General features: G+C 35.6%; 18 protein-coding genes. 13 read left to right on the top strand and 5 right to left on the bottom strand.

The features are described from left to right. Both J1905_RS17610 and purN read right to left on the bottom strand, forming a co-directional pair. Entirely contained in the window at positions 1–426 is a 426-nt protein-coding gene (locus J1905_RS17610) for a c-type cytochrome (protein WP_214228577.1), read from the bottom strand. A 14-nt stretch (positions 427–440) separates the two neighbouring features. Continuing rightward, a complete protein-coding gene (purN, locus tag J1905_RS17605; RefSeq protein WP_173090994.1) occupies positions 441–1,019 on the bottom strand; it encodes a phosphoribosylglycinamide formyltransferase in 579 nt (192 codons plus the stop codon). Positions 1,020–1,443: 424 nt separating this feature from the next. Between purN and rpsT the strand changes: the two genes are divergently transcribed. The 9 genes from rpsT to J1905_RS17560 all read left to right on the top strand — a co-directional run bounded on the left by rpsT (position 1,444) and on the right by J1905_RS17560 (position 12,476). Further along, on the top strand, positions 1,444–1,698 hold the full coding sequence (rpsT, locus tag J1905_RS17600) for a 30S ribosomal protein S20 (RefSeq protein ID WP_090785043.1): 255 nt from the start codon (positions 1,444–1,446) through the stop codon (positions 1,696–1,698). A 72-nt stretch (positions 1,699–1,770) separates the two neighbouring features. After that, entirely contained in the window at positions 1,771–2,469 is a 699-nt protein-coding gene (radC, locus tag J1905_RS17595) for a RadC family protein (RefSeq protein ID WP_214228576.1), read from the top strand. A gap of 125 nt (positions 2,470–2,594) precedes the next feature. Next, complete coding sequence (gene pheT / locus J1905_RS17590; protein ID WP_214228575.1) at positions 2,595–4,994, top strand: phenylalanine--tRNA ligase subunit beta; 2,400 nt, start codon at positions 2,595–2,597, stop codon at positions 4,992–4,994. 52 nt (positions 4,995–5,046) lie between these two features. Then, positions 5,047–5,337 (top strand): hypothetical protein, encoded by a 291-nt coding sequence (locus tag J1905_RS17585; RefSeq protein WP_108206538.1) that lies wholly within the window; start codon positions 5,047–5,049, stop codon positions 5,335–5,337. A gap of 31 nt (positions 5,338–5,368) precedes the next feature. Then, positions 5,369–5,659: a cell division protein ZapA gene (locus J1905_RS17580; RefSeq protein ID WP_048907316.1), complete on the top strand. Its 291-nt coding sequence runs from the start codon at positions 5,369–5,371 to the stop codon at positions 5,657–5,659. A gap of 272 nt (positions 5,660–5,931) precedes the next feature. Then, entirely contained in the window at positions 5,932–7,485 is a 1,554-nt protein-coding gene (gene rny, locus J1905_RS17575) for a ribonuclease Y (protein WP_108206540.1), read from the top strand. A gap of 102 nt (positions 7,486–7,587) precedes the next feature. Continuing rightward, on the top strand, positions 7,588–8,088 hold the full coding sequence (locus J1905_RS17570; RefSeq protein WP_108206541.1) for an Mpo1 family 2-hydroxy fatty acid dioxygenase: 501 nt from the start codon (positions 7,588–7,590) through the stop codon (positions 8,086–8,088). A gap of 112 nt (positions 8,089–8,200) precedes the next feature. Further along, complete coding sequence (locus tag J1905_RS17565; protein ID WP_214228574.1) at positions 8,201–10,999, top strand: TonB-dependent receptor; 2,799 nt, start codon at positions 8,201–8,203, stop codon at positions 10,997–10,999. 97 nt (positions 11,000–11,096) lie between these two features. Further along, entirely contained in the window at positions 11,097–12,476 is a 1,380-nt protein-coding gene (locus J1905_RS17560) for a beta-helix domain-containing protein (RefSeq protein ID WP_214228573.1), read from the top strand. 76 nt (positions 12,477–12,552) lie between these two features. Here J1905_RS17560 and J1905_RS17555 read toward each other — a convergent pair whose 3' ends face one another. Further along, the gene (locus J1905_RS17555) at positions 12,553–13,758 is read right to left on the bottom strand and encodes a hypothetical protein (RefSeq protein ID WP_214228572.1); all 1,206 of its coding nucleotides are present in this window, start codon (positions 13,756–13,758) and stop codon (positions 12,553–12,555) included. Between the two features lie 222 nt (positions 13,759–13,980). Continuing rightward, positions 13,981–15,732, bottom strand: coding sequence for a bifunctional lysophospholipid acyltransferase family protein/GNAT family N-acetyltransferase (locus J1905_RS17550; RefSeq protein WP_214228571.1), 1,752 nt, complete (start codon positions 15,730–15,732; stop codon positions 13,981–13,983). 180 nt (positions 15,733–15,912) lie between these two features. Here J1905_RS17550 and J1905_RS17545 point away from each other — a divergent pair, with 180 nt between their 5' ends. From J1905_RS17545 to J1905_RS17535, 3 genes are all read left to right on the top strand, one after another. Continuing rightward, the gene (locus J1905_RS17545; protein WP_214228570.1) at positions 15,913–16,821 is read left to right on the top strand and encodes a ComEA family DNA-binding protein; all 909 of its coding nucleotides are present in this window, start codon (positions 15,913–15,915) and stop codon (positions 16,819–16,821) included. A 2-nt stretch (positions 16,822–16,823) separates the two neighbouring features. Further along, positions 16,824–17,351, top strand: a complete 528-nt coding sequence (locus J1905_RS17540) for an adenine phosphoribosyltransferase (RefSeq protein ID WP_214228569.1) — start codon at positions 16,824–16,826, stop codon at positions 17,349–17,351. A gap of 217 nt (positions 17,352–17,568) precedes the next feature. Continuing rightward, a complete protein-coding gene (locus J1905_RS17535; protein ID WP_214228568.1) occupies positions 17,569–18,306 on the top strand; it encodes a LuxR C-terminal-related transcriptional regulator in 738 nt (245 codons plus the stop codon). Here J1905_RS17535 and J1905_RS17530 read toward each other — a convergent pair whose 3' ends face one another. After that, entirely contained in the window at positions 18,307–19,356 is a 1,050-nt protein-coding gene (locus J1905_RS17530) for a DUF2238 domain-containing protein (protein ID WP_214228567.1), read from the bottom strand. A gap of 198 nt (positions 19,357–19,554) precedes the next feature. Between J1905_RS17530 and J1905_RS17525 the strand changes: the two genes are divergently transcribed. Further along, entirely contained in the window at positions 19,555–20,727 is a 1,173-nt protein-coding gene (locus J1905_RS17525; RefSeq protein ID WP_214228566.1) for an acyl-CoA dehydrogenase family protein, read from the top strand. Positions 20,728–20,805 lie beyond the last annotated feature (78 nt).

Raw genomic sequence — 20,805 nt, 5'->3', positions numbered from 1 at the left:
TCATTTTAAAGATAAAATGTAGCTAACCATTACTTTAGCATCCTCAATCGGTACTTTTGGATGGTCGCTCATCGTGGCACTTCCCCAGGCTCCTTTACCGCCACTAATTACCTTTTGAGCAAGCATATCAATGAATACACGCTGAACCGGATATCTTTTGGCTATATCTTTAAAAGCCGGACCTATTGATTTTCTATCCTCCTTATGGCAAGTGTAACAATCTGAATAAGCAATGAGTACTTCTCCTTTTTGAGCTATTGCAACAGGTATCGAGTCATTTTTTCCGGGTATTGCCCGGATATAGTCTATTTTTTGTGGCGTTGTTTTGACTTCGGGATTACTACAGGCCGCCAGACAAGCAATTATTAAAAATAAGCTGCAACCGTACATACGATACAGTTTCCTTATCCAGCCAATCTGAAGCATAAAGTTGTAGATGATTATTTTTTTATTTTTTTAATAATACTGTCAACGATGCGTGGGTAGTGTAGGTGTTCCAATTGTTGACCTTTGAATTTGATCATTTCCAGATTATCATCTTTATCAATTCGATATTTTGCCTGATAAATGTATTCACCTTCGTCGTAATTTTCATCAACGTAATGTATGGTTATGCCACCTTCGGTTTCTTTGGCGGCCATAACAGCATTGTGTACATTGTCGCCATACATTCCTTTTCCTCCAAACTTAGGTAAGATAGCAGGGTGTATGTTTACAATGCGTCCCGGGTATTCATTAATTAAATTTTTAGGGATTAGCCATAAAAACCCAGCTAATACAATAAGATCGATATCGAGATTTTTTAACAGATCGATTATGTTGTCTGTTTGATAAAATTCATTCCTGTCGAAAATATGTGAGGGAATTTCAAAGTTGTCTGCACGTTGCAATACATAGGCATCAGGATTGTTTGTTAGCACCAATGCAATTTCTACTTCCGGATTGCTTTTAAAATGCTCCATTAGTTTTTGAGCATTAGATCCTGACCCTGAGGCAAATATGGCTATACGTTTTTTCATTGGGCAATATTAAATTGAGGCTATCTATTCTTTTTCAAAGGTAGTAATGTAATTATTATGTCCAAAAATAGCATTTTAAGCCTTTATTGAAAGCTTTTTAATAGGAGTTTTTTGAATATTGGTAGTGTTTTGCATAGGGGCTTTTGCGCACCTTATGCGTAGCTCCTGCGTACTTTCTGCGGAGAAAAGTCCTTTTTTGCGCATTGGCTGCGCTAAAGCCATGCAGAAGGTGCGCAAAAAGAGTGTTGTTTTAACGTTGAGCTAACGATATAGTAATGACAAGTATTTATGTTGGAGAAGATTAATAAAAAATATTTATGTTCTGATTTTGTATTTTAAAAACATTAGTTCTATATTTGCAGTCCGAAAAATAAGAAGAATTAAAAAGAGCTGGTCTCAACATAAAATATTTTAATAACAAAAAATGGCAAATCATAAATCTTCATTAAAGAGAATTAGAGCAAACGCAACTAAACGTTTACGTAATAGATATCAAGCAAAAACAACTCGTACGTTTATCAAAAGACTGCGTGGTGCTGAAGATAAAAAAACAGGACTAGAATTACTTCCTAAAGTAATTTCTATGTTAGATCGTTTAGCCAAAAAGAGCGTTATTCACAAAAATAAAGCAGCTAACAACAAATCTAAGTTAACTAAGTTTGTTAATGGCTTAAAATAAATATAGCTTTACAATATTGTAAAAGGGATATGCATTGCATATCCCTTTTTTTATGTTCAAAAAAGCGATTCAATGAAACCATACCAACCAAAACTAGGTATAAAATTATGGGCAGAGGCAGACAGGCCCCGCGAGAAGTTGTTATTGAATGGTCGCAGGCATTTGACAGATGCTGAGCTTATTGCTATTTTAATTGGTTCTGGGAATCGAAATGAGAGCGCAGTTGATTTAAGTAAACGAATACTTGCTGAGTATGAAAACGATCTGGATGCTCTGGGTAAAGTTTCTGTAAAAAGCCTTTCGCAATTTAAGGGTATTGGAGAAGCTAAGGCAATAGCTATTATTGCAGCTTTGGAATTGGGTAGAAGACGAAAGGATAGTGCTGCGACTGAAGTGATTAGTATAACTTCATCAAAGGATGCTTTTGAAGTGCTGCTTCCGGTTTTTGCCGATTTGAATCATGAGGAGTTTTGGATTTTGATTCTGAATCAGGCAAATCGTGTCATCGGAAAGCAGCTGATTAGTAAAGGAGGTTTAGCAGGTACTGTAGCTGATCCGAAAATTATTTTTAAAACCGCAATCGAGCATAATGCCGCTTTTATTATTCTTGCTCACAATCACCCTTCTGGAAATTTAAAGCCAAGTGGACAAGATATAAATATTACCAAAAAGTTAGTTGAGGGTGGGAAAATGCTTGACTTACAAGTGTTAGATCATCTTATTTTAACAGATAGGGCTTATTACAGTTTTGGTGATGAGGGCTTAATCTGATGTTCTTATCCCTTCCTAATTTTGTTAGGCTTAGGAGGCGTGCATTAATGGTATTTCCCTTTTAGCATTCCCCTTTAAATATTATCTTTGCATTTTCCCCAGTATTTCATACTAGATACCACATAATGAAAATATCATACAATTGGCTTAAACAATTCATACAAACGGATAAAACACCTCAGGAACTTTCTCTTATATTAACCAATATAGGATTGGAAGTGGAAAGCTTAGAAACTGTACAGCCTGTCGCTGGTGGTTTGGAAGGATTGGTTGTAGGTCATGTATTAACTTGTGTACAACATCCTAATGCAGATCGTCTTCGTGTAACAACAGTTGATGTTGGTGGGCCAGATGTTTTGCAGATCGTTTGTGGTGCTCCAAACGTAGCTCAAGGACAAAAGGTTATAGTTGCTACTGTTGGTACAACTGTTTATCCTAATGAAGGGGAGCCTTTCAAAATTAACAAATCAAAAATAAGAGGCGAGGTATCCGAAGGGATGATCTGTGCTGAAGATGAGATTGGTTTGGGCGTGTCTCATGATGGAATTCTTGTTTTGCCAGCTGATACCGAAATTGGCATTGCAGCTAACGTATATTTTAAATTAGAAGATGATTATCTTTTTGAGATCGGTTTAACCCCTAATAGGGCAGATGCTACATCGCATTTAGGCGTAGCCAGAGATTTAGCTGCTTATTTTCGTGCCAGTATTCAGATGCCTGATGTTTCTGGTTTTAAAATTAATAATGAAAACCTTAAAATAGATGTTAAGGTTGAAGATACTGATGCTTGCCCACGTTATAGCAGTGTTACCATAAGTGGTATTACTGTTAAAACTTCTCCGGATTGGCTTCAGGATAAATTAAAAGTAATAGGCATTAGACCAATCAATAACATTGTTGATATAACGAATTATGTTTTACATGATTTGGGTTTGCCTCTTCATGCTTTTGATGCGGATCAAATAAAAGGAGCTCAGGTGTTTGTTAAGAAATGTGCAGAAGGAACGCCTTTTGTAACTCTTGATGGAGTTGAGCGTAAGCTTTCTGCTGACGATTTGATGATTTGTAATGCAGAAGGGCCAATGTGTATTGCAGGTGTTTTTGGAGGTAAAACTTCAGGAATAACTGAGGATACCAAAAATGTATTCCTTGAAAGTGCTTATTTTGATTCAGTAGCTGTACGTAAAACTTCTAAACGCCATGGTTTAAAAACTGATGCTTCGTTTAGATATGAACGTGGTGCAGATCCAGAGATTACAACTTTTGCTTTAAGACGTGCAGCTTTATTAATTCAGGAATTGGCAGGTGGAGAAATTGCATCTTCGATTTCAGATATTTATGCTAATCCGATAAAGCCTTTTGATGTTGAAGTGAGCTATCAAAACATCAATAAGCTGATTGGAGCTAATATTCCTGCTGAAGAAATTAAAAGCATAATTACAGCATTAGGTATCGAGGTAACTAAAGAGACAGCCGAAGGTTTGGATTTAAAAGTACCTAGCTTTAAAGTTGATGTAACCCGTGAATGTGATATTACCGAGGAGGTTTTAAGGATTTATGGTTACAACAACATTGAAATTCCAAGTAAAATAAATGCGTCATTATCTTATAGCGCTAAACCAGATAGAGAGCAAACACAGCATGTTATTGCTGATATGTTAACTGCCAATGGGTTTTTAGAGATTTGGTGTAATTCATTAACAAAGGGAGCATACTCAAAGTTGCCGGAGCAAGCAGTACAGATTTTAAACCCATTAAGTTCAGATTTAAATGTAATGCGCCAGGAGTTGCTTTTGCCTGCCTTGGAGAGCGTTGCTTATAACCTAAACAGGAAAACTGCAGATATTAAGTTTTATGAATTTGGTAAAACTTACCATTTGATAAATGAGAAATATGTAGAGCGTCCGCGTTTATTGATCTTATTGTCGGGTTCTAATCAATCTGAGCAATGGAATCATAAAGCTTCTCCGGTAAGTTTTTACAATTTAAAAGCGGCAGTTGATGCAGTTATAGGTCGTTTAGGCATAACTAACTATCAAACTGAAGAGGTTAAAGATGAAAATTTTGTTTTTGGTTTAAAATACTTTAGAGGTGAAAAGGCAATTGTAACCTTTGGAGGGGTAACTGCTGCAGATAAAAAGAAAGCAGATATTGATAAAGATGTTTATTATGCCGATTTTGATTGGGCACAACTTTTAGATATTGTTAGGAAGAATAAAATTATAAATAAAGAGGTTTCAAAGTATCCGTCAGTAAGGAGAGATTTATCGATGCTGGTAGATACAAACGTTACTTTTGATGATTTAAAGACCATTGCATTCAAAACAGAGCGGAAACTGATTAAGAATGTACAGGTGTTTGATGTTTACGTTGGAGATAAATTGCCGGCCGGTAAAAAGTCTTATGCACTTAATTTTACACTTCAAGATGAAGAGCAAACACTAACTGATAAACAGATTGATTCCGTTATGCAAAAGATTATATCTAACTTAGCGCAAACAGCGAAAGCAGAAATCAGAAAATAGATTGGTATTTTCCGAGAAATAAAAATTTTAAATAAAAATCAACTTTAGTAGAATGTCTTCTGTAGCAGATCAGTTAAATTCAGTATTACAAAAAACAACTCGTTTAATAGAGCTTTGTAATGCTTTGCAAGAGGAAAATGATTTATTAAAGCTTGAAAACCAATCAGTAAAAGTTGCCCTTGATACCTCGAAAGTTAAGAACAATGAGCTCGAAGAAAAGCTTAGAGTTTTGAAGCTTGCTAAAAGTATTGATGGCACAAGTGAAAAGACACTTGATATAAAGCAAAAAATTAACGATTTTGTGCGTGAAATAGACAAGTGTGTTGTATTACTTAAAAAATAAGCAATACTTGAAAGTGAAACAAAGCTAAGAAATGGGAGAAATCTCTATAAAAATAACTATTTCCGATCGTATCTATCCCTTAAAGGTTAATACGGAGGAGGAAGAAATTGTAAGGCGAGCAGCCAAGATTATTAACGAGCGCATAAAGGACTATCAGGAAAATTATGCCGTTCGCGATAAACAGGATTTGCTTTCTATGGCAGTACTGCATTATGCAACCGCAGTATTGAGGGTAGAAAACAAGGTTCAGGATCAGGATACTGCTGTGACCGAGAAGGTGGAAGAACTGGATAGTTTATTAAATGATTTTTTCTCAAAATAAGATCGTTCTTTATATTAGTTAAGATAACAAAGATATTAGCCGTAGCTAGGTTTTTGAGTTTCATTATTTTTAAAACTTAACACTTCAATATTTATAGGATTAAGAAGGTGTATTTCATTTGCATTTATGTACCTGAAAATGACTTAAATCCTAATTATAATTCGTTGAGGTTTTTAAAACTTTGGGACTTAATAAAGTTAGTTGCGGCTTTTTTTTAAACAATTTTTAACAGCGATACATCATGTGTAGGCTGTTTTATATAGAAAAATAGAATGGAAATATTGGGATACGTACTTGCCGGCTTAGTACTCGGCATTTTGATAGGCAGATACCTGCTGCGTAGCTTGCTTAAAAAGCAGGAGATTGCAGTTCAGAGCAAAGTGAAGAAAATACTTAAAGATGCAGAAAGTAATGCCGAGATCTTAAAGAAAGACAGGTTACTAGAAGCAAAAGAGAAGTTTCTGCAAATGAAATCTGAACACGAGCAGGAAGTAAATACAAAAAACAATCAGATCAACCAACGCGAGAATACATTAAAGCAAAAAGAGCAGTCTTTAAACCAGAAACTTGAAAATGCTAACCGCAAAGACCAAGAGCTGGACAACCACAAAAAGAACCTGGAGAAACAAACTGAAATTGCAGTAAAGAAACAGGAAGAGGTTGAGTTGTTAAAAAATCAACATGTAAAGCAATTAGAAACTATTGCAGGTTTAAGTGCTGATGAAGCAAAAAGCCAGTTGGTTGAAACTATGAAGCAGGAAGCGCGTACTCAGGCAATGATCCAGGTTAAGGATATTGTTGATGAGGCTAAGCTAACTGCAACAAAAGAAGCAAAGAAAGTAGTTATACAGACCATACAACGTACTGCTGTTGAGGCTGCGATAGAGAATACAGTTTCTGTTTTTCATATTGAAAGTGATGAAATTAAAGGACGTGTTATTGGACGTGAAGGCCGTAACATTCGTGCCTTAGAAGCTGCTACAGGTATTGAGATTATTGTTGATGATACTCCGGAAGCAATCATCTTATCAGGATTTGATCCGGTAAGAAGAGAAATTGCACGTTTGGCATTACACCGTTTGGTTACGGATGGTAGGATTCACCCTGCCCGTATTGAAGAGGTAGTTGCTAAAACAAAGAAACAGATTGAGGATGAGATTGTAGAGATTGGAGAGCGTACTGTAATTGATTTAGGTATTCATGGTTTACACCCTGAGTTGATCAGAATGGTTGGTCGTATGCGTTACCGTTCATCTTACGGACAAAACTTATTACATCACTCACGTGAGGTTGCTAATTTCTGTGCTACTATGGCTGCAGAACTTGGTTTAAATGCTAAAATGGCTAAGCGCGCAGGTCTATTGCATGATATAGGTAAAGTACCTGATGACAATCCGGAATTACCTCACGCTATTTTGGGTATGCAATTGGCTGAAAAGTATAAAGAGCATCCAGAAATTTGCAACGCTATCGGAGCTCACCACGACGAGATAGAAATGACTTCAATGATATCTCCAATTGTTCAGGCTTGTGATGCAATATCTGGCGCACGTCCTGGTGCAAGACGCGAGGTTGTTGAAAGCTATATTAAGCGATTAAAAGAATTAGAAGAGCTTGCTCTTTCTTATCCAGGTGTAGAGAAAACATTTGCAATTCAGGCAGGTAGAGAGCTTAGAGTTGTAGTTGAAAGTGAAAGAGTTACTGATCAACAAGCTGAGTTATTAGCAGCTGATATTTCGAATCGTATTCAGACTGAAATGACTTATCCAGGTCAGATAAAAGTAACCGTGATCAGGGAAACCAGATCGGTTTCTTTTGCAAAATAGTATAAACAAGCCTACGCGATTGTTGTAGGTTATTAATATTTCATAAAAGCGACGGTTTATTCTGTCGCTTTTTTTATTTTTACTCAGTAAACTTATAACAATATGAAAACGGAACAAAGAAGTGCAGTGGATGTCCTTTTTGATAAATATGCAGAGAGTCATCAAAACCCTTCAAATGAAATTATTCACTGGATATGTGTTCCGCTAATTGTATTTAGTTTATTGGGTTTAGTGTGGGCAATTCCTTTTCCGCATTTAGAGTTTCTAGGTAAGTATAATGGTTACTTGAACTGGGCTTCTTTCCTGATCGCATTTTCTATCTATTACTATTTAAAGCTTTCACCTGTATTGTCATACCTTATGTTGTTGCTTATTTTTGGTATGAGCATGGGGATTGTTCAATTGGAAAAACTGGAAGCAAGTGGTGGCCCTGCATTGTGGCTTGTATGCTTGGTAATCTTTGTGGTTGCATGGATAGGACAGTTTATAGGGCATAAAATTGAAGGAAAGAAGCCTTCATTTTTAGATGATGTTAAGTTCCTATTAATCGGCCCAATTTGGTTATTGCACTTTATTTGTAAAAAAGTTGGGCTAAGATACTGAGCCTAATAGCACTTAACATAGAGTTAACATTCTGATAAACGAATGGTAATTTACATCTAACATATACCTAACATTGTGGTAATAGCTTTGCTGAAAATTAATATACGGCAAATTGAAATCACAACTAAATCTTAAAAAGGCAATAATTACAGCCTTATTTGTAATTATCGGCACAGCAGTATTTGCACAAACAGGCAAAATTTCAGGAAAGGTATCTGATAAAAAAACCGGTGAGACACTTATTGGTGTTACGGTTAAGATTGCAGGTACAACAAAAGGCGCAGGTACAGATGTAGAAGGAAGATATCTAATCGGAGGCATTGCACCAGGAAAATATACAATTGAAGCATCTTATATTGGCTATACATCTAAAAGTATTTCTGATGTAGAGGTAAAGGCAAACAGTTCAACCGTGCTTGACCTTATTATGGACGATTCTAATGATCAGAGTCTTAATGAGGTTGTCATTACTGCTAATGTTAATAAAGAATCTATAAATACTTTATATGCTAACCAGAAATCAAGTATTAGTATTTCTAGTGGTATATCTGCAGAACTTATCAAAAAGAGTCCAGATAAAAATACTTCAGAAGTATTAAAAAGAGTAAGTGGAGCTAGTATTCAGGATAATAAGTATATTATTGTTCGTGGATTATCAGACAGGTATAATTCTGCCATGCTAAATAACTCTATCTTACCGAATACTGAGGTTGATAAAAAAGCATTCTCTTTTGATATTATCCCTTCTAACCTAATAGACGCTATTGTTATTAATAAAACGGCATCAGCAGATATGCCGGCAGATTTTTCAGGTGGTGTTGTTCAGATTACTACTAAAGATTTTCCAGACAGCAGATTCTTAAATCTTTCGTTAGGAACTTCGTATAATACTCAATCGGCATTTAAGGATTTCCTGGCTCCACAGAAGAGTGGGAATGAGATATTCGGTTTTTATGATAAGAGACGGGATATTCCGGCAGCTTTCCCATCAAGAACTGACTACATTGCTAAACCAGAAGCAGAGCGATTTGCATTATCAAAGCAATTCTCTAATAATTGGGGATATAATAAGATAACTTCAACGTTAGGGCCAAACTTCCAGGCTAATTACGGAACAAGCAAAGTATTTAAAAACGACAGTAAGTTCGGAACCATATTATCTTTAACTTACAGATATGATGAACGCTTAAAAGAAAGTGATCAAATTGCTTATACTGGTCAGAATGTGGGAGATAAGTATCATGATAATGCATATAATTATAATACGAATATTGGTGGCCTGGCAAATTTTGCGTACTCATGGGGCACAAATAAAATTGCTTTAAAAAACTTATATAATAGAGTTCTTGAAAGTCAGTTTATTTTACGTGAAGGGATTGATGAAAGTGGAAGTGGGTTTAGCAGAACCGGTGATTATTTATTACAACGTTCATTACTGTCAAGTCAGCTAACTGGTAATCATTTGCTATCTTCAGTAAGTAAAATTAAGTTAGATTGGGGGCTGAATTTTTCAAATATTGATAGAAAAGAGCCAGGTTATAAAAGAATGGAATATACTGATTCTGGCGATGGTATCTTAATGGCAAGTATACCTTCATCAGGTAGTGCCTCAGCCGGATTTGGGGGAAACTTCTCTTCTTTATTAAATGAGAATAGTTATGGTGGTTCAGCTGATTTAACTATTCCTGTAAAGTGGTTTAGAGATAACAATAAAATTAAACTAGGTTATTTCGGTCAATATAGACAGAGAGATTTTAGTGCCAGAAACATTGGCTTTATACAAAGTGCAACAGGGTTTAACAATGATCTATTAAAATTACCTCAGGATCAAATCTTCGATTCTAAGAATATAGGCCCGGGTGGATTCATTATTGACGAAGGTACAAATGGATCTGATAAGTATGATGCGAACTCACTTCTTAATGCAGGTTATGTGATGTTTGATGGTTACCTAACTGAAAAATTAAGATTAGGTATAGGAGCGAGAATAGAATCTTTTAGCCAAAAATTGAATAGTACTGATAACTCCTCAAGAGCATTAAAGGTAGATACAACCTATTTAAATGTACTTCCTTCAGCAAACTTAATTTATAATCTTACTGAGAAAGCCAGTGTTCGTTTGTCAGCTTCTCAAACTGTAGGTAGACCGGAGTTTAGAGAAATTGCTCCGTTCTCTTTCTATGATTTCAATAAAAATGTTAACGTGTTTGGTGAACCTAAGCTTAGACAATCTAAAACAACAAATGTAGATTTAGGCTATGCTTTATATCCTGCTTCTGGAGAAGCATTCACCGCATCTGCATTTTTTAAACATTTTGATTCTCCTATTGAGCAACAGCTTGATCCAGCTGCTTCAGGAAGATCCTTTGGTTATTTTAACGCCGAATCTGCTACATTATATGGTATAGAAGCTGAGTTCAGAAAGACATTAGGGTTTATAGGAGATCAGTTTAGTAATTTCACATTTAATGCAAATGCTTCATATATTAAATCTGAAGTAAAAGTACCTACAACTGTTAATTCAACTGGAAAGAGACCGATGCAAGGGCAGTCGCCTTACTTGATAAATGCTGGCTTACAGTATACTTCAAAAACTGAAAACCCTTCAAGTGTAACCTTATTATTTAACAGAATAGGTAAACGTATTTGGGTTGTTGGAAACGTACGTGACCCGGATATCTATGAGAATCCTAGAAATGTACTTGATTTACAACTTTCACAAAAATTTGCAAAATCAAGAGCTGAGGTTAAACTTAACTATAGTGATATCTTAAACAATAAAGCTATTTATTATCAAAAACCAAAAGGTTCGGAGCCTAATGCCGCTTTTGATAAAAATACAGATCACATCAATATTGCAGATCGTTTTGGATCGACAGTTTCATTAAGCCTTTCATATACTATTAAATAGGTAACAATTAATTAACATATATAGAGGTCATTGTTAATCCTTATTTAATAATGGGTTAATCTGACAGGTATAAATTTGAACAAATAATAAAGAAGAAATGAAAAACAATTTAAATTTAAGCTTATTAGCTGTTTTAATTGCAGGAGCTACAGTGGTTTCTAGCTGTAAAAAAGATAGCACTGGACCAGTAGATCCACCTCCAACAGATTCTAATGAATCTTTAGCAGATTCATTTTTTGATAAAGTAGCTTACAGAGGTGCTTTTGGTACTACAGATTGGACCACTAAATGGACAAATTATAATCCTAAAACTACAGTTTATGGAACCGCAACAGAAGAATTGAAAGGTACTATCTCTGCAAATACTACACTGGATGCAACTAAAGTCTACAAACTATCTGGATTTGTATATGTAAAAGAGGGTGTAACATTAACTATTCCAGCGGGTACAGTAATCAGAGGAGATAAAGTTTCAAAAGGTACATTAGTAGTAACCCGTGGAGCCAAACTAGTAGCTGAAGGTACAGCAGATAAACCAGTTATATTTACTTCTAACCTTGCTGTTGGTGAGCGTGCTCCTGGTGATTGGGGTGGTGTTATCCTTTTGGGTAAAGCGCCAAATAACCTTCCAGCTGGTACAGGTGTTATTGAAGGTGGTTTAACACTTCCTGAAGGTAACCATGGAGGTACTGACGCCGCTGATAACTCAGGCTCATTAAAATATGTACGTATTGAATTTCCAGGTATCGCTTTTGCTAAAGATAATGAGATTAATGGATTAACTTTAGGATCTGTGGGTTCAGGTACTACTATTGATTATGTGCAAATATCATATTCAGGTGATGATTCATTTGAATGGTTTGGCGGAACGGTAAATGCCAAACACCTTGTTTCTTTTGCGAATGTTGATGATGTTTTCGATTTTGATAACGGCTTTTCAGGTAAATTACAATTTCTTGTAGCGCAAAGAGATCCATCATTATCAGATGTGGCAGGTCAATCTAATGGAATTGAGTCTGATAACTCTGCTGGTGATTTTACAGTTAGCCCAAGAACACGTCCTGTTATTTCTAACATGACTATAATTGGCCCTGGAACCGAAGCTAATAATAAACATGAATATGCTAACTTATGGAGAAAAGGTTCTAAAATGATTCTTGCGAACTCTTTATTTATCGGATTCAGATATGGAATTGATATCCGTGATAAAGAAACCGGAGATGCATTGACTGATGGTTCATCATTAATCAAAAATAATATTTATCAATCATTCACAGCAGGTAAAGATGTGGTTGCCGATGGTACTGTTCCTTCTTTTGCGAATGCTGATTTATTAAAAGCATATCTTACTTCTAAAGGTAACACTATAATCGATCAAACTGCAGCAGCAGCTCTATTAGTAGATCCTTTTAGTTTTACTTCACCAAACTTCTTGTTGAAAGCAGGTTCTAGTGCATCAGCAGGTGCTACATTTTAATTAAAGATTCTTAATATAACAGAAAAGCCTGTAAGCAATTGCTTACAGGCTTTTCTGTTATATGGGATTACTTAGATTACTTTTTCTTTGGTTCATAAGCATAGACTACCTGATATGGTACCTTCTTTAACTCAGAGGACATTTGTCCAATATTTAAGTTTTCTCTCTGTGGTGTAGGCTCACAAATAGAGTAGGTTCTGCCTTTATAGACTATAGGATCACCTCCTATAGGGGTATCAAACTGAACTGCCATCGTTATATGGGTTGGATATAACAAGGCAATCATTGGGACATCGTATATCTCTTTTACAAGATAAAAAAACAAGGCGGCCCTATCATCGCAATCGCTATACTTAGAAAATAGTGTCTCTTCAGGAGAGAGCCGTTTTTCTTTTCCAAAATTCTCTTCGTCGTTCTCATAAAGAAATGCGTATCTGGTAAAACGCATTAGGTAGTCAATGCCTTTCTTTTGTTTCATCCCACTCACATTCTTTTTGAGCAGTGGGATTAATGAACCATAAGTTTCTTTACTTAAAGGGATGTTAAAATAGGATTCAAAGTCAACTACCGGATAGTTGGCAAAAATAGATTCTACATCAGGATTTAGCTTAATGTTGAAATGGTAGGTTTTATGTTTATAGCTAAACTGGAGTTGTTTTTCATAATAGTCTTCAGGCTTGAAATCAGGCATTCTGGTTACTTTGTATGAAAATGCCTCCTTAGCTTCGGGAATGCTGATCATATCATGAGGAGGGACCTTATTAAGGTCGGCATAAGCATAATCGTGATGGTTTAGACACATGTATTTTTTGTTTTTAAACATGATGAAGGGTATGTCAGAAATATCCTCATCGTTAAAAACATAAAATATGATTCGATTGTCGGCAATGGTAAGTCTTGCATCGTAGCCTGATTTACCTAAAAGAAACCATTTGTAAAAGGTATAACGCTCATAATTATCCTTTTTAGGACTAATCTGTTGGGCTATTTTTCTGATCAGTTGATAATAAAGCCAGTCGTTTAGCTGATGTTTCTCTTTGTAGGTAGTAAGAGCTTTTATCATAGACGCGTATTTGCCTGCATTTACCTTATTGTAGCTTGACTTAATATACTGCTCCGAAAGCTCTGTAGGGGTATTTAGGATGATAGAGGAATCAACTTCAAGATTGAAGGTATCATTATAGAACTCGAAGCTAATATTGTAACTAGCGTTTTGACTATATACAATGTTCGTAGCCAGAAGTAAAATTAGTGTACCGAATATTTTTAGCAAACGGCCCATAGCTCTGTGGATTAATTAATATTATGGTAACATTAAATATACGCAGAATTAACAGTGATTGTATATTAAGTTTTTGTCTGCATAAAATTATATAGTAACCGACAGTTAACAGACACTTAACATTATGCCAGTACTTTTGTGGCATAAATATTTGGTTAGTATTTATATACGTTTAGGTTTAGTTGATTAAAAAAGCCCCGATGGATGTCAGGGCTTTTTTAATTAAAAATTCTTACCAATCTTCTCCAGCATTTCAGGTGGGATATTCTGCATATCTACAACAAGAAAACCATCAAGACAATCAGAAAATTTGGGATCAATATTGAAACAGATGATCTTGGCGTTAAGATTCATGTACTGTCTAAGTAATACCGGTATCTTAATGTGAGAGTTTTCAATATCGGATATTAAACTATCTAAATCTTTTAGTGAATCGCTGCTTTCAATTAATAGATCCTTATCAATTGCAGAAAGATCTGCTTTAAACTTATTTTTAGGCTTTACATAATGTGCTAGCTCATAATCAAAGTGATTCTTAGTAATATAATCTACGATTAACGACTTAGAGAATTTAGAGAAATTATTGCTGATACTTACAGGGCCAAACATGTAACGATAGTGTGGATTATCGAGCAAGTATTTTAAAATACCTTTCCACAACAAGAAAAGTGGAAGTGGCTTCTGCTGATATTCTTTTCTTATCCATGATCTTCCAAGTTCAATTCCTCTTCTTAGGATTGGGTAAAAAGGTTCTTTGATTTTGAAGAGTTCAGAAAGGTAAAAACCTCGTCTGCCCATTGTGTTTAAAATCTCATCACCTTTTCCGATACGATAAGCACCTACAATATTTTGTTTTTCCTTATCCCAGATGAAAAGGTGATTATAATAAATGTCGTAGTTGTCTAGATCAATCTTTTTATTGGTTCCTTCACCAACTTCTCTAAAAGTAATTTCTCTTAAGCGTCCAATCTCTCTTAAAATATTCGGTATGGCAACAGTAGGAGCTATATAGACCTCATAATTCTTTTCTTGCCATACCCTAAAGTTTTCAAGTTGATCAACTTCTTCTACTATTTTATTTCGATCAGTTTCTGCTATAACTTCTTCAGGCTTTTTCTTTATCTTAAAAAGATTGATGGGGTTAAATAGTTTCTTCTCTTGCTCTAAGCCTGTTCCAAGAGCATAGGTGCGGGCTCTAAGGAAATCAAGTAGCTTATTGGTGTTATTTCTATAAGAGACATCTTCTATATTGATAGGCTTGCCAATTCTTACTTTTATTTTTAAACCTTGTTTGTTTAAAAATTCTGAAGGTAGTTTAGCTGTTCTTAATGTTGGATGAATAAAGCTCAGGATATTAAATAGAACTCCGTTGTTGCCATGGAAATAAATAGGTACTACAGGTAATTTAGCTCTGGCAATTAATTTACCAACTACCGGATGCCATATTCTATCTGTAATTTCCTGCTTGTCTAAACTAAATGTAGAAACTTCACCCGCTGGAAATATTCCTATAGGTGTCCCACTTTGAAGTAAGTCGAAAGTAGCCTTTAAACCACTGATACTCGATGAATGCTGAACATTTTCGAATGGGTTTACTGCTACAAAGAATTCACTTAGGTTAGGAATCTTTTTAAGTATGAAGTTTACCATTACTTTTGCCTCTGGCCTTACAGTACATAGTAATTTTACCAGAGCAAGTCCTTCAACACCACCATAGGGATGGTTTGCAATCGCAATAAAACCTCCGGTTTTAGGAATGTTTTTAAGGTCGTCTTCATCAAAATCAATACTAACGCCAATAGTTTCTAGAATTTTGTCGACAAATTCTAAACCATTAAAGTGTTCATTCTGTGAAAAAACTTTGTTGATGTCATTGAGTTTCATCATCTCCATGAGTAAAGCAGCAAGTCCGGGTACGCCCAGCTTATCTATTTTGGTAGCTTTTGCAAACTCTTGGGTAGTTATGATCTTCATTTAAATTCCGGTTTGTGAAACATTATCCAACCTCAAAAGTAAGATTTATATTTTTAATCATCGCGGACAACCTGAAATATAAAGGGATTCACTGTAAGGAATAGGTAATAATTTAAAAAGGCTTTACTGACTAAAACTTTAACAGGTGGTTATTTAAAATAATCTGATATAGATTAGGCAATGAGAAAGTTGTTGAATGCTTATTTTGATTTCAGTAAACGTGAATTCAATGGCCTTATGGTTTTAATAGTACTAATACTGATGATTAGCGCTATTCCCTATATATATGATTATGTAAATCCCGAAGAAGATAATTCAGAGATTGAGCATTTGGCAATTAAAAGGCTATCGTTACCTATTAAAAAGACTACTGCTTTTGGGAAGGTCAATTTAAAGCATCGTGTTAAACATGAAGTTAAGCATTCGTTGTTTTTGTTTGATCCCAATACTATTAATGCTGATGAATGGCAGAGGCTTGGTCTGTCATTTAAACAATCGGCAGCTATTTTAAAATATTTAGCAAAAGGAGGGAGGTTTAAGAAAGCAGAGGATGTACAGAAGATGTACACTATTAATGAAAAGATGTACGCCAAGCTATATCCTTATGTGCGAATTGAAAGTAGTGATATTGGAAAGGGGATAAAACATGGGGACAGTTTTAACGGAAAGGCCGATGGTGTTGTTCCCAAAGTAAAAATAGTTGAAATAAATGGGGCTGACAGTGTAACTCTTATTCAGATAAGGGGTATTGGTGCAAGTTTTGCCAAAAGGATAATAAAGTATAGAGAACGGGTTGGCGGATTTTATAAAAAGGAGCAATTGCTTGAGGTGTTTGGACTGGATTCTGCAAAGTTTGAAGAGGTTAAGAACCAGATTTCTGTAAATGCTAAGGAATTAAAAAAGATCAATATCAATACTGCAAAACTGGAAGATTTCAAAGGACATCCTTATATAAGGTATAAGCAAGTAAATGCTATAATTGAGTATAGAAAACAACACGGAAATTATAGTAATATTGCTGACTTAAATAAGGTCGCCATCTTTAGTCAGGATATGATTGAACGTTTGGCTCCTTACCTTACTTTTTAATCATGATTGAATCGAGAATAAAACAAAGTGTACGTGATGTAAATGATTTTCCAAAGCCGGGTATCATTTTTAAAGACATTACGCCGATATTAAAAGATCCAGGCTTATGCAAGGATATTACGGTCGCTTTGGCCGAACAGCTTTTTAATGTGGATATTGATGTGGTTGCAGGGATAGAAAGCCGGGGTTTTTTATTTGGTCCATCATTGGCGCAGTTGCTAAATGTACCTTTTATCCCAATCAGGAAAGCAGGGAAGCTTCCTTATAAAACTATACAACAATCTTACGATCTTGAATATGGTAGTGCTATGATAGAGTGCCATCAGGATGCCTTGCTTAAAGGACAGAAAGTTTTGGTACACGATGATTTATTGGCGACAGGAGGAACAGTGGTTGCTGCGTCTAAATTAGTTATGCAAATGGAAGCAACTGTCGCAGCTTATTCTTTTATTATTTCCCTGGATTTTTTGAATGGTAGGGAGCGATTAAAACCATATGGGAATGAGGTTTTTTCTTTGGCTTCGTATTAATCAGGTTAATGCATTATAAATTACTAGTTTGAAAAAAATCCAACATTAGTAAAGGAAGTGCAACTAGTTTTAGAAGGAGAATAGAAAAGTGAAAGGAAGATGATGAAATGAGCGGTATTTTTTTTAAACTTGTTGCAAAATTAGTAGTACTTCTGCTTGCAATCAACTGAGTAAATACGCAGGTTTTAATTAGAAGAACTCTCTAAACGGATATAAAATGAAAACGAAAGGGAATTTTGGTGACTATTCGAGGAACTTTATTACTGATGTTCCCACCGATCTGAAGAGCGAGAAATCGTTATTCTTTGAAAAAACAATTCCCAGATTTGCGGAAGAAGCCATCTATATCTATTCGTTTAAAGAGAACAGAATGATTTTTGCCAGCGGTTGGGAAGAGGTCGTTGGTTATAAAGATGATGAGATAAATATGCTGGCGATAGTTAATATGTCGGCTCCAGAATTTGCTCCTTTTTCGCATGATCTTAATGATAAAGCACTCAAGTTTATTCACAACAAAACAAAGGATCTGGAAAAATATAGTTTTACTATTGAACTCAAAAAGATCCATAAAAATGGGAGTGAAGTTCCTATTTCAGCAAGGGTGGGCGTTTTTAGCTCCGAAAATGGTAAAATCGAATCTATAATAGGTCGTTTCCAAATTAACCGAAGCCTAATCTTTGGGAAAATAATGAGGTATGCGGCTTATGGCCCTGATAAGGAAAAGTTTGAGGAGGAGTTAAATAAGATCTTATTTTATCATTTGGCAATATCAAATAAAGAGAAGGAAGCTCTTTCATTGGTTGCAAAAGGGTATTCTTTTAAGGAGATTGCTTATGAACTTGGTGTTTCACATTCGGCAATTGAAAAAAGAATAATCCCTCTGTATAAACGATTTGATGTGAAGAGCTTAACTCACCTGGTTAGTTTTGCATATGATAACAATATACTTCCTTAATTAAACTATATCCAGGTTTACGGTTGTAATATTTGATTTTTCTATTCCTATGTTTTCCAATAAAGTTTCCCAGCGTTCTTCTGCATGTCTTGTTGGGTCTTCGTTACCCATAACCCAAATGATGCTTTTTTCTTTAATGGCTTTTTTATTTAATTCGCCACATGCAAGGTTGTTAAGGATATTATAGAATTGCTTTGCACTTAGTATATCTCCTTCAACATGCCCGCCAGGGTTTATATCGTCAATGACTAGTAAGGAAGAGTTTCTCCACGACCATGCTCCTGGTTTAGTAATAGGTGGATTATCCTCATTCTCATAAAATAAGCAAAGTAGTTTTACGGCAGTTACATAACTGCAACTGTTATTTTTAATGGATGATTCAGTTGCAATGCCAACAGACAGCATCGTTTTTCCGCTACCTCTTGAACCAAATAGTAACATGTGCTTGCCGGGTTCATTATGATTAAGGAAATTTAATATAGCAGCTTTGTTTTCTTCTTTGATTTGCTGATTCCATTGGCTTAATCGTAATTGAAAAGGGTAGTCAGCATTTTGAAGGAACATTTTGGTTGTGTACCAATAATAGAATGGGTAGGTAACTAATAGGATTAGCACAATAAGCCCTATAACCATACCATCATTAGGTTTGCAGGTTAGGCTAGCAGCGAAAGCGCCTATGCCGAAGTAGATCAGATCTGTTAAGGTATCAAAAGTAACATTTATCCAGGCGGGTTGGAATGTGTATTTACCAGCTCCAAGTGCTTTTCGTTTTGATTCTTTTTTAAATAGCAATGGCCAAAGGAAATTAAACAGTTCAAATAGAATCCAGGCCCCCCAAACTCCGAAAGCTGCCCAAAGTTCTGGATGAGAGAGTTTCGTTTTTGATTCCAAAACTTTATAAATAAGAATAGTGGGGATAAACCCAAGAGAAAAGTGGCCAAATTGGTTTGCCAGCCAGGAATAGGTTAGGGTTACTCCTCTATAGGAATCCTTACCTATAAGGTCATTTTTTAATTGAGCTATAAGGTCTTTAATCGTAATAAACTTCATGAGATGCTTTAATTAGATAATTCTAAAGTGGTAAAGCTAAAAAAAAATAAAAAAAGTTTTCTACGTATTTGACTGACTTAAAATCAAGAGGTAAGGTTAATGAACTAAATACCATTTCGTTCTACTATTTTACAAGTTTGGAACTTGCGTTCCTGTTGTTTTATTTGTTTATAATTGTCCGGATTCAATCGGTAAATTATGTTAGAAACAATGGATAATTCTGTGGGATATAACTTTGGTGTCTCAGAAAATCAGGAAATGATAAGAAAGATGGTAGATGATTTTGCTGAAAAGAATATTCGTGCAAACGTAATGGAATGGGATGAAGTGCAACATTTTCCCATAGAAGTTTTTAAGAAACTTGGAGAATTGGGGTTAATGGGAGTTTTGGTGCCAGAGATATATGGCGGTTCTGGTTTTGGATATCAGGAATACGTCGATGTAATTGTAGGGATATCAAAGGTCTGCGGTTCTATAGGTCTTTCTTTGGCAGCCCATAATTCTTTATGCACAGGGCATATCCTTGCTTTTGCCAATGAGGAACAAAAAAGAAGGTGGCTACCTAAGTTAGCAACCGCGGAATGGATAGGCGCATGGGGACTAACAGAAGCAAATACTGGCTCTGACGCTTTAAGAATGATGACCGTTGCTACTTTTGATGGAGATGAGTATGTTCTTAATGGATCTAAAAATTGGATTACACATGGTAAAAGTGGAGATCTGGCTGTTGTTATGGCCAGAACGGGAGAGAAAGGTGATTCTAATGGAATTTCTGCTTTTGTTGTAGAAAGAGGAACCCCAGGGTTTGCGGCAGGAAAAAAAGAGAACAAGCTTGGAATGAGGGCTTCTGAAACCACTGAAATGATATTCGACAACTGTCGTATCCCAAAGGAAAATCTTTTAGGAAATATAGGAGAAGGTTTTAAGCAAGCAATGAAAGTTCTGGATGGGGGAAGAATTTCTATAGCGGCTTTGGCTCTTGGTATTGCAAAGGGGGCTTATGAGGCAGCAGTTGCTTATGCAAAACAGCGTCATCAGTTTGGCCAGCCAATAGCAAGTTTTCAGGGGATTAGTTTTAAATTAGCTGATATGGCTACTGAGATTGAAGCGGCTGAGTTATTAATTAGGCAGGCAGCTGATTTAAAGAACCGAGGCTTACCTATGACTAAAGAATCTGCAATGGCTAAATATTTTGCTTCGGAAGTTGCTGTGAGAACTTCAACTGAGGCTGTGCAGATTTTTGGTGGCTATGGATATACTAAGGATTTTCCGGTTGAAAAATTTTATAGAGACAGCAAATTATGCACAATAGGAGAGGGAACTTCAGAAATTCAGAAAATAGTTATTGCAAGAGAAGTTTTAAAACATTAGATTAGTGTAACTAAATAACTGAGAATATTCTAACCAAATATAAAACCAATTAATCCGGCATAATTAATTATGCCGGAT

Origin of the sequence: Pedobacter sp. B4-66, from assembly GCF_018492665.1 — a bacterium.
Taxonomy (GTDB): Bacteria; Bacteroidota; Bacteroidia; order Sphingobacteriales; family Sphingobacteriaceae; genus Pedobacter.
Note: the sequence above shows the minus strand (reverse complement) of the source record. Positions and strands in the feature narration are given on the sequence as shown.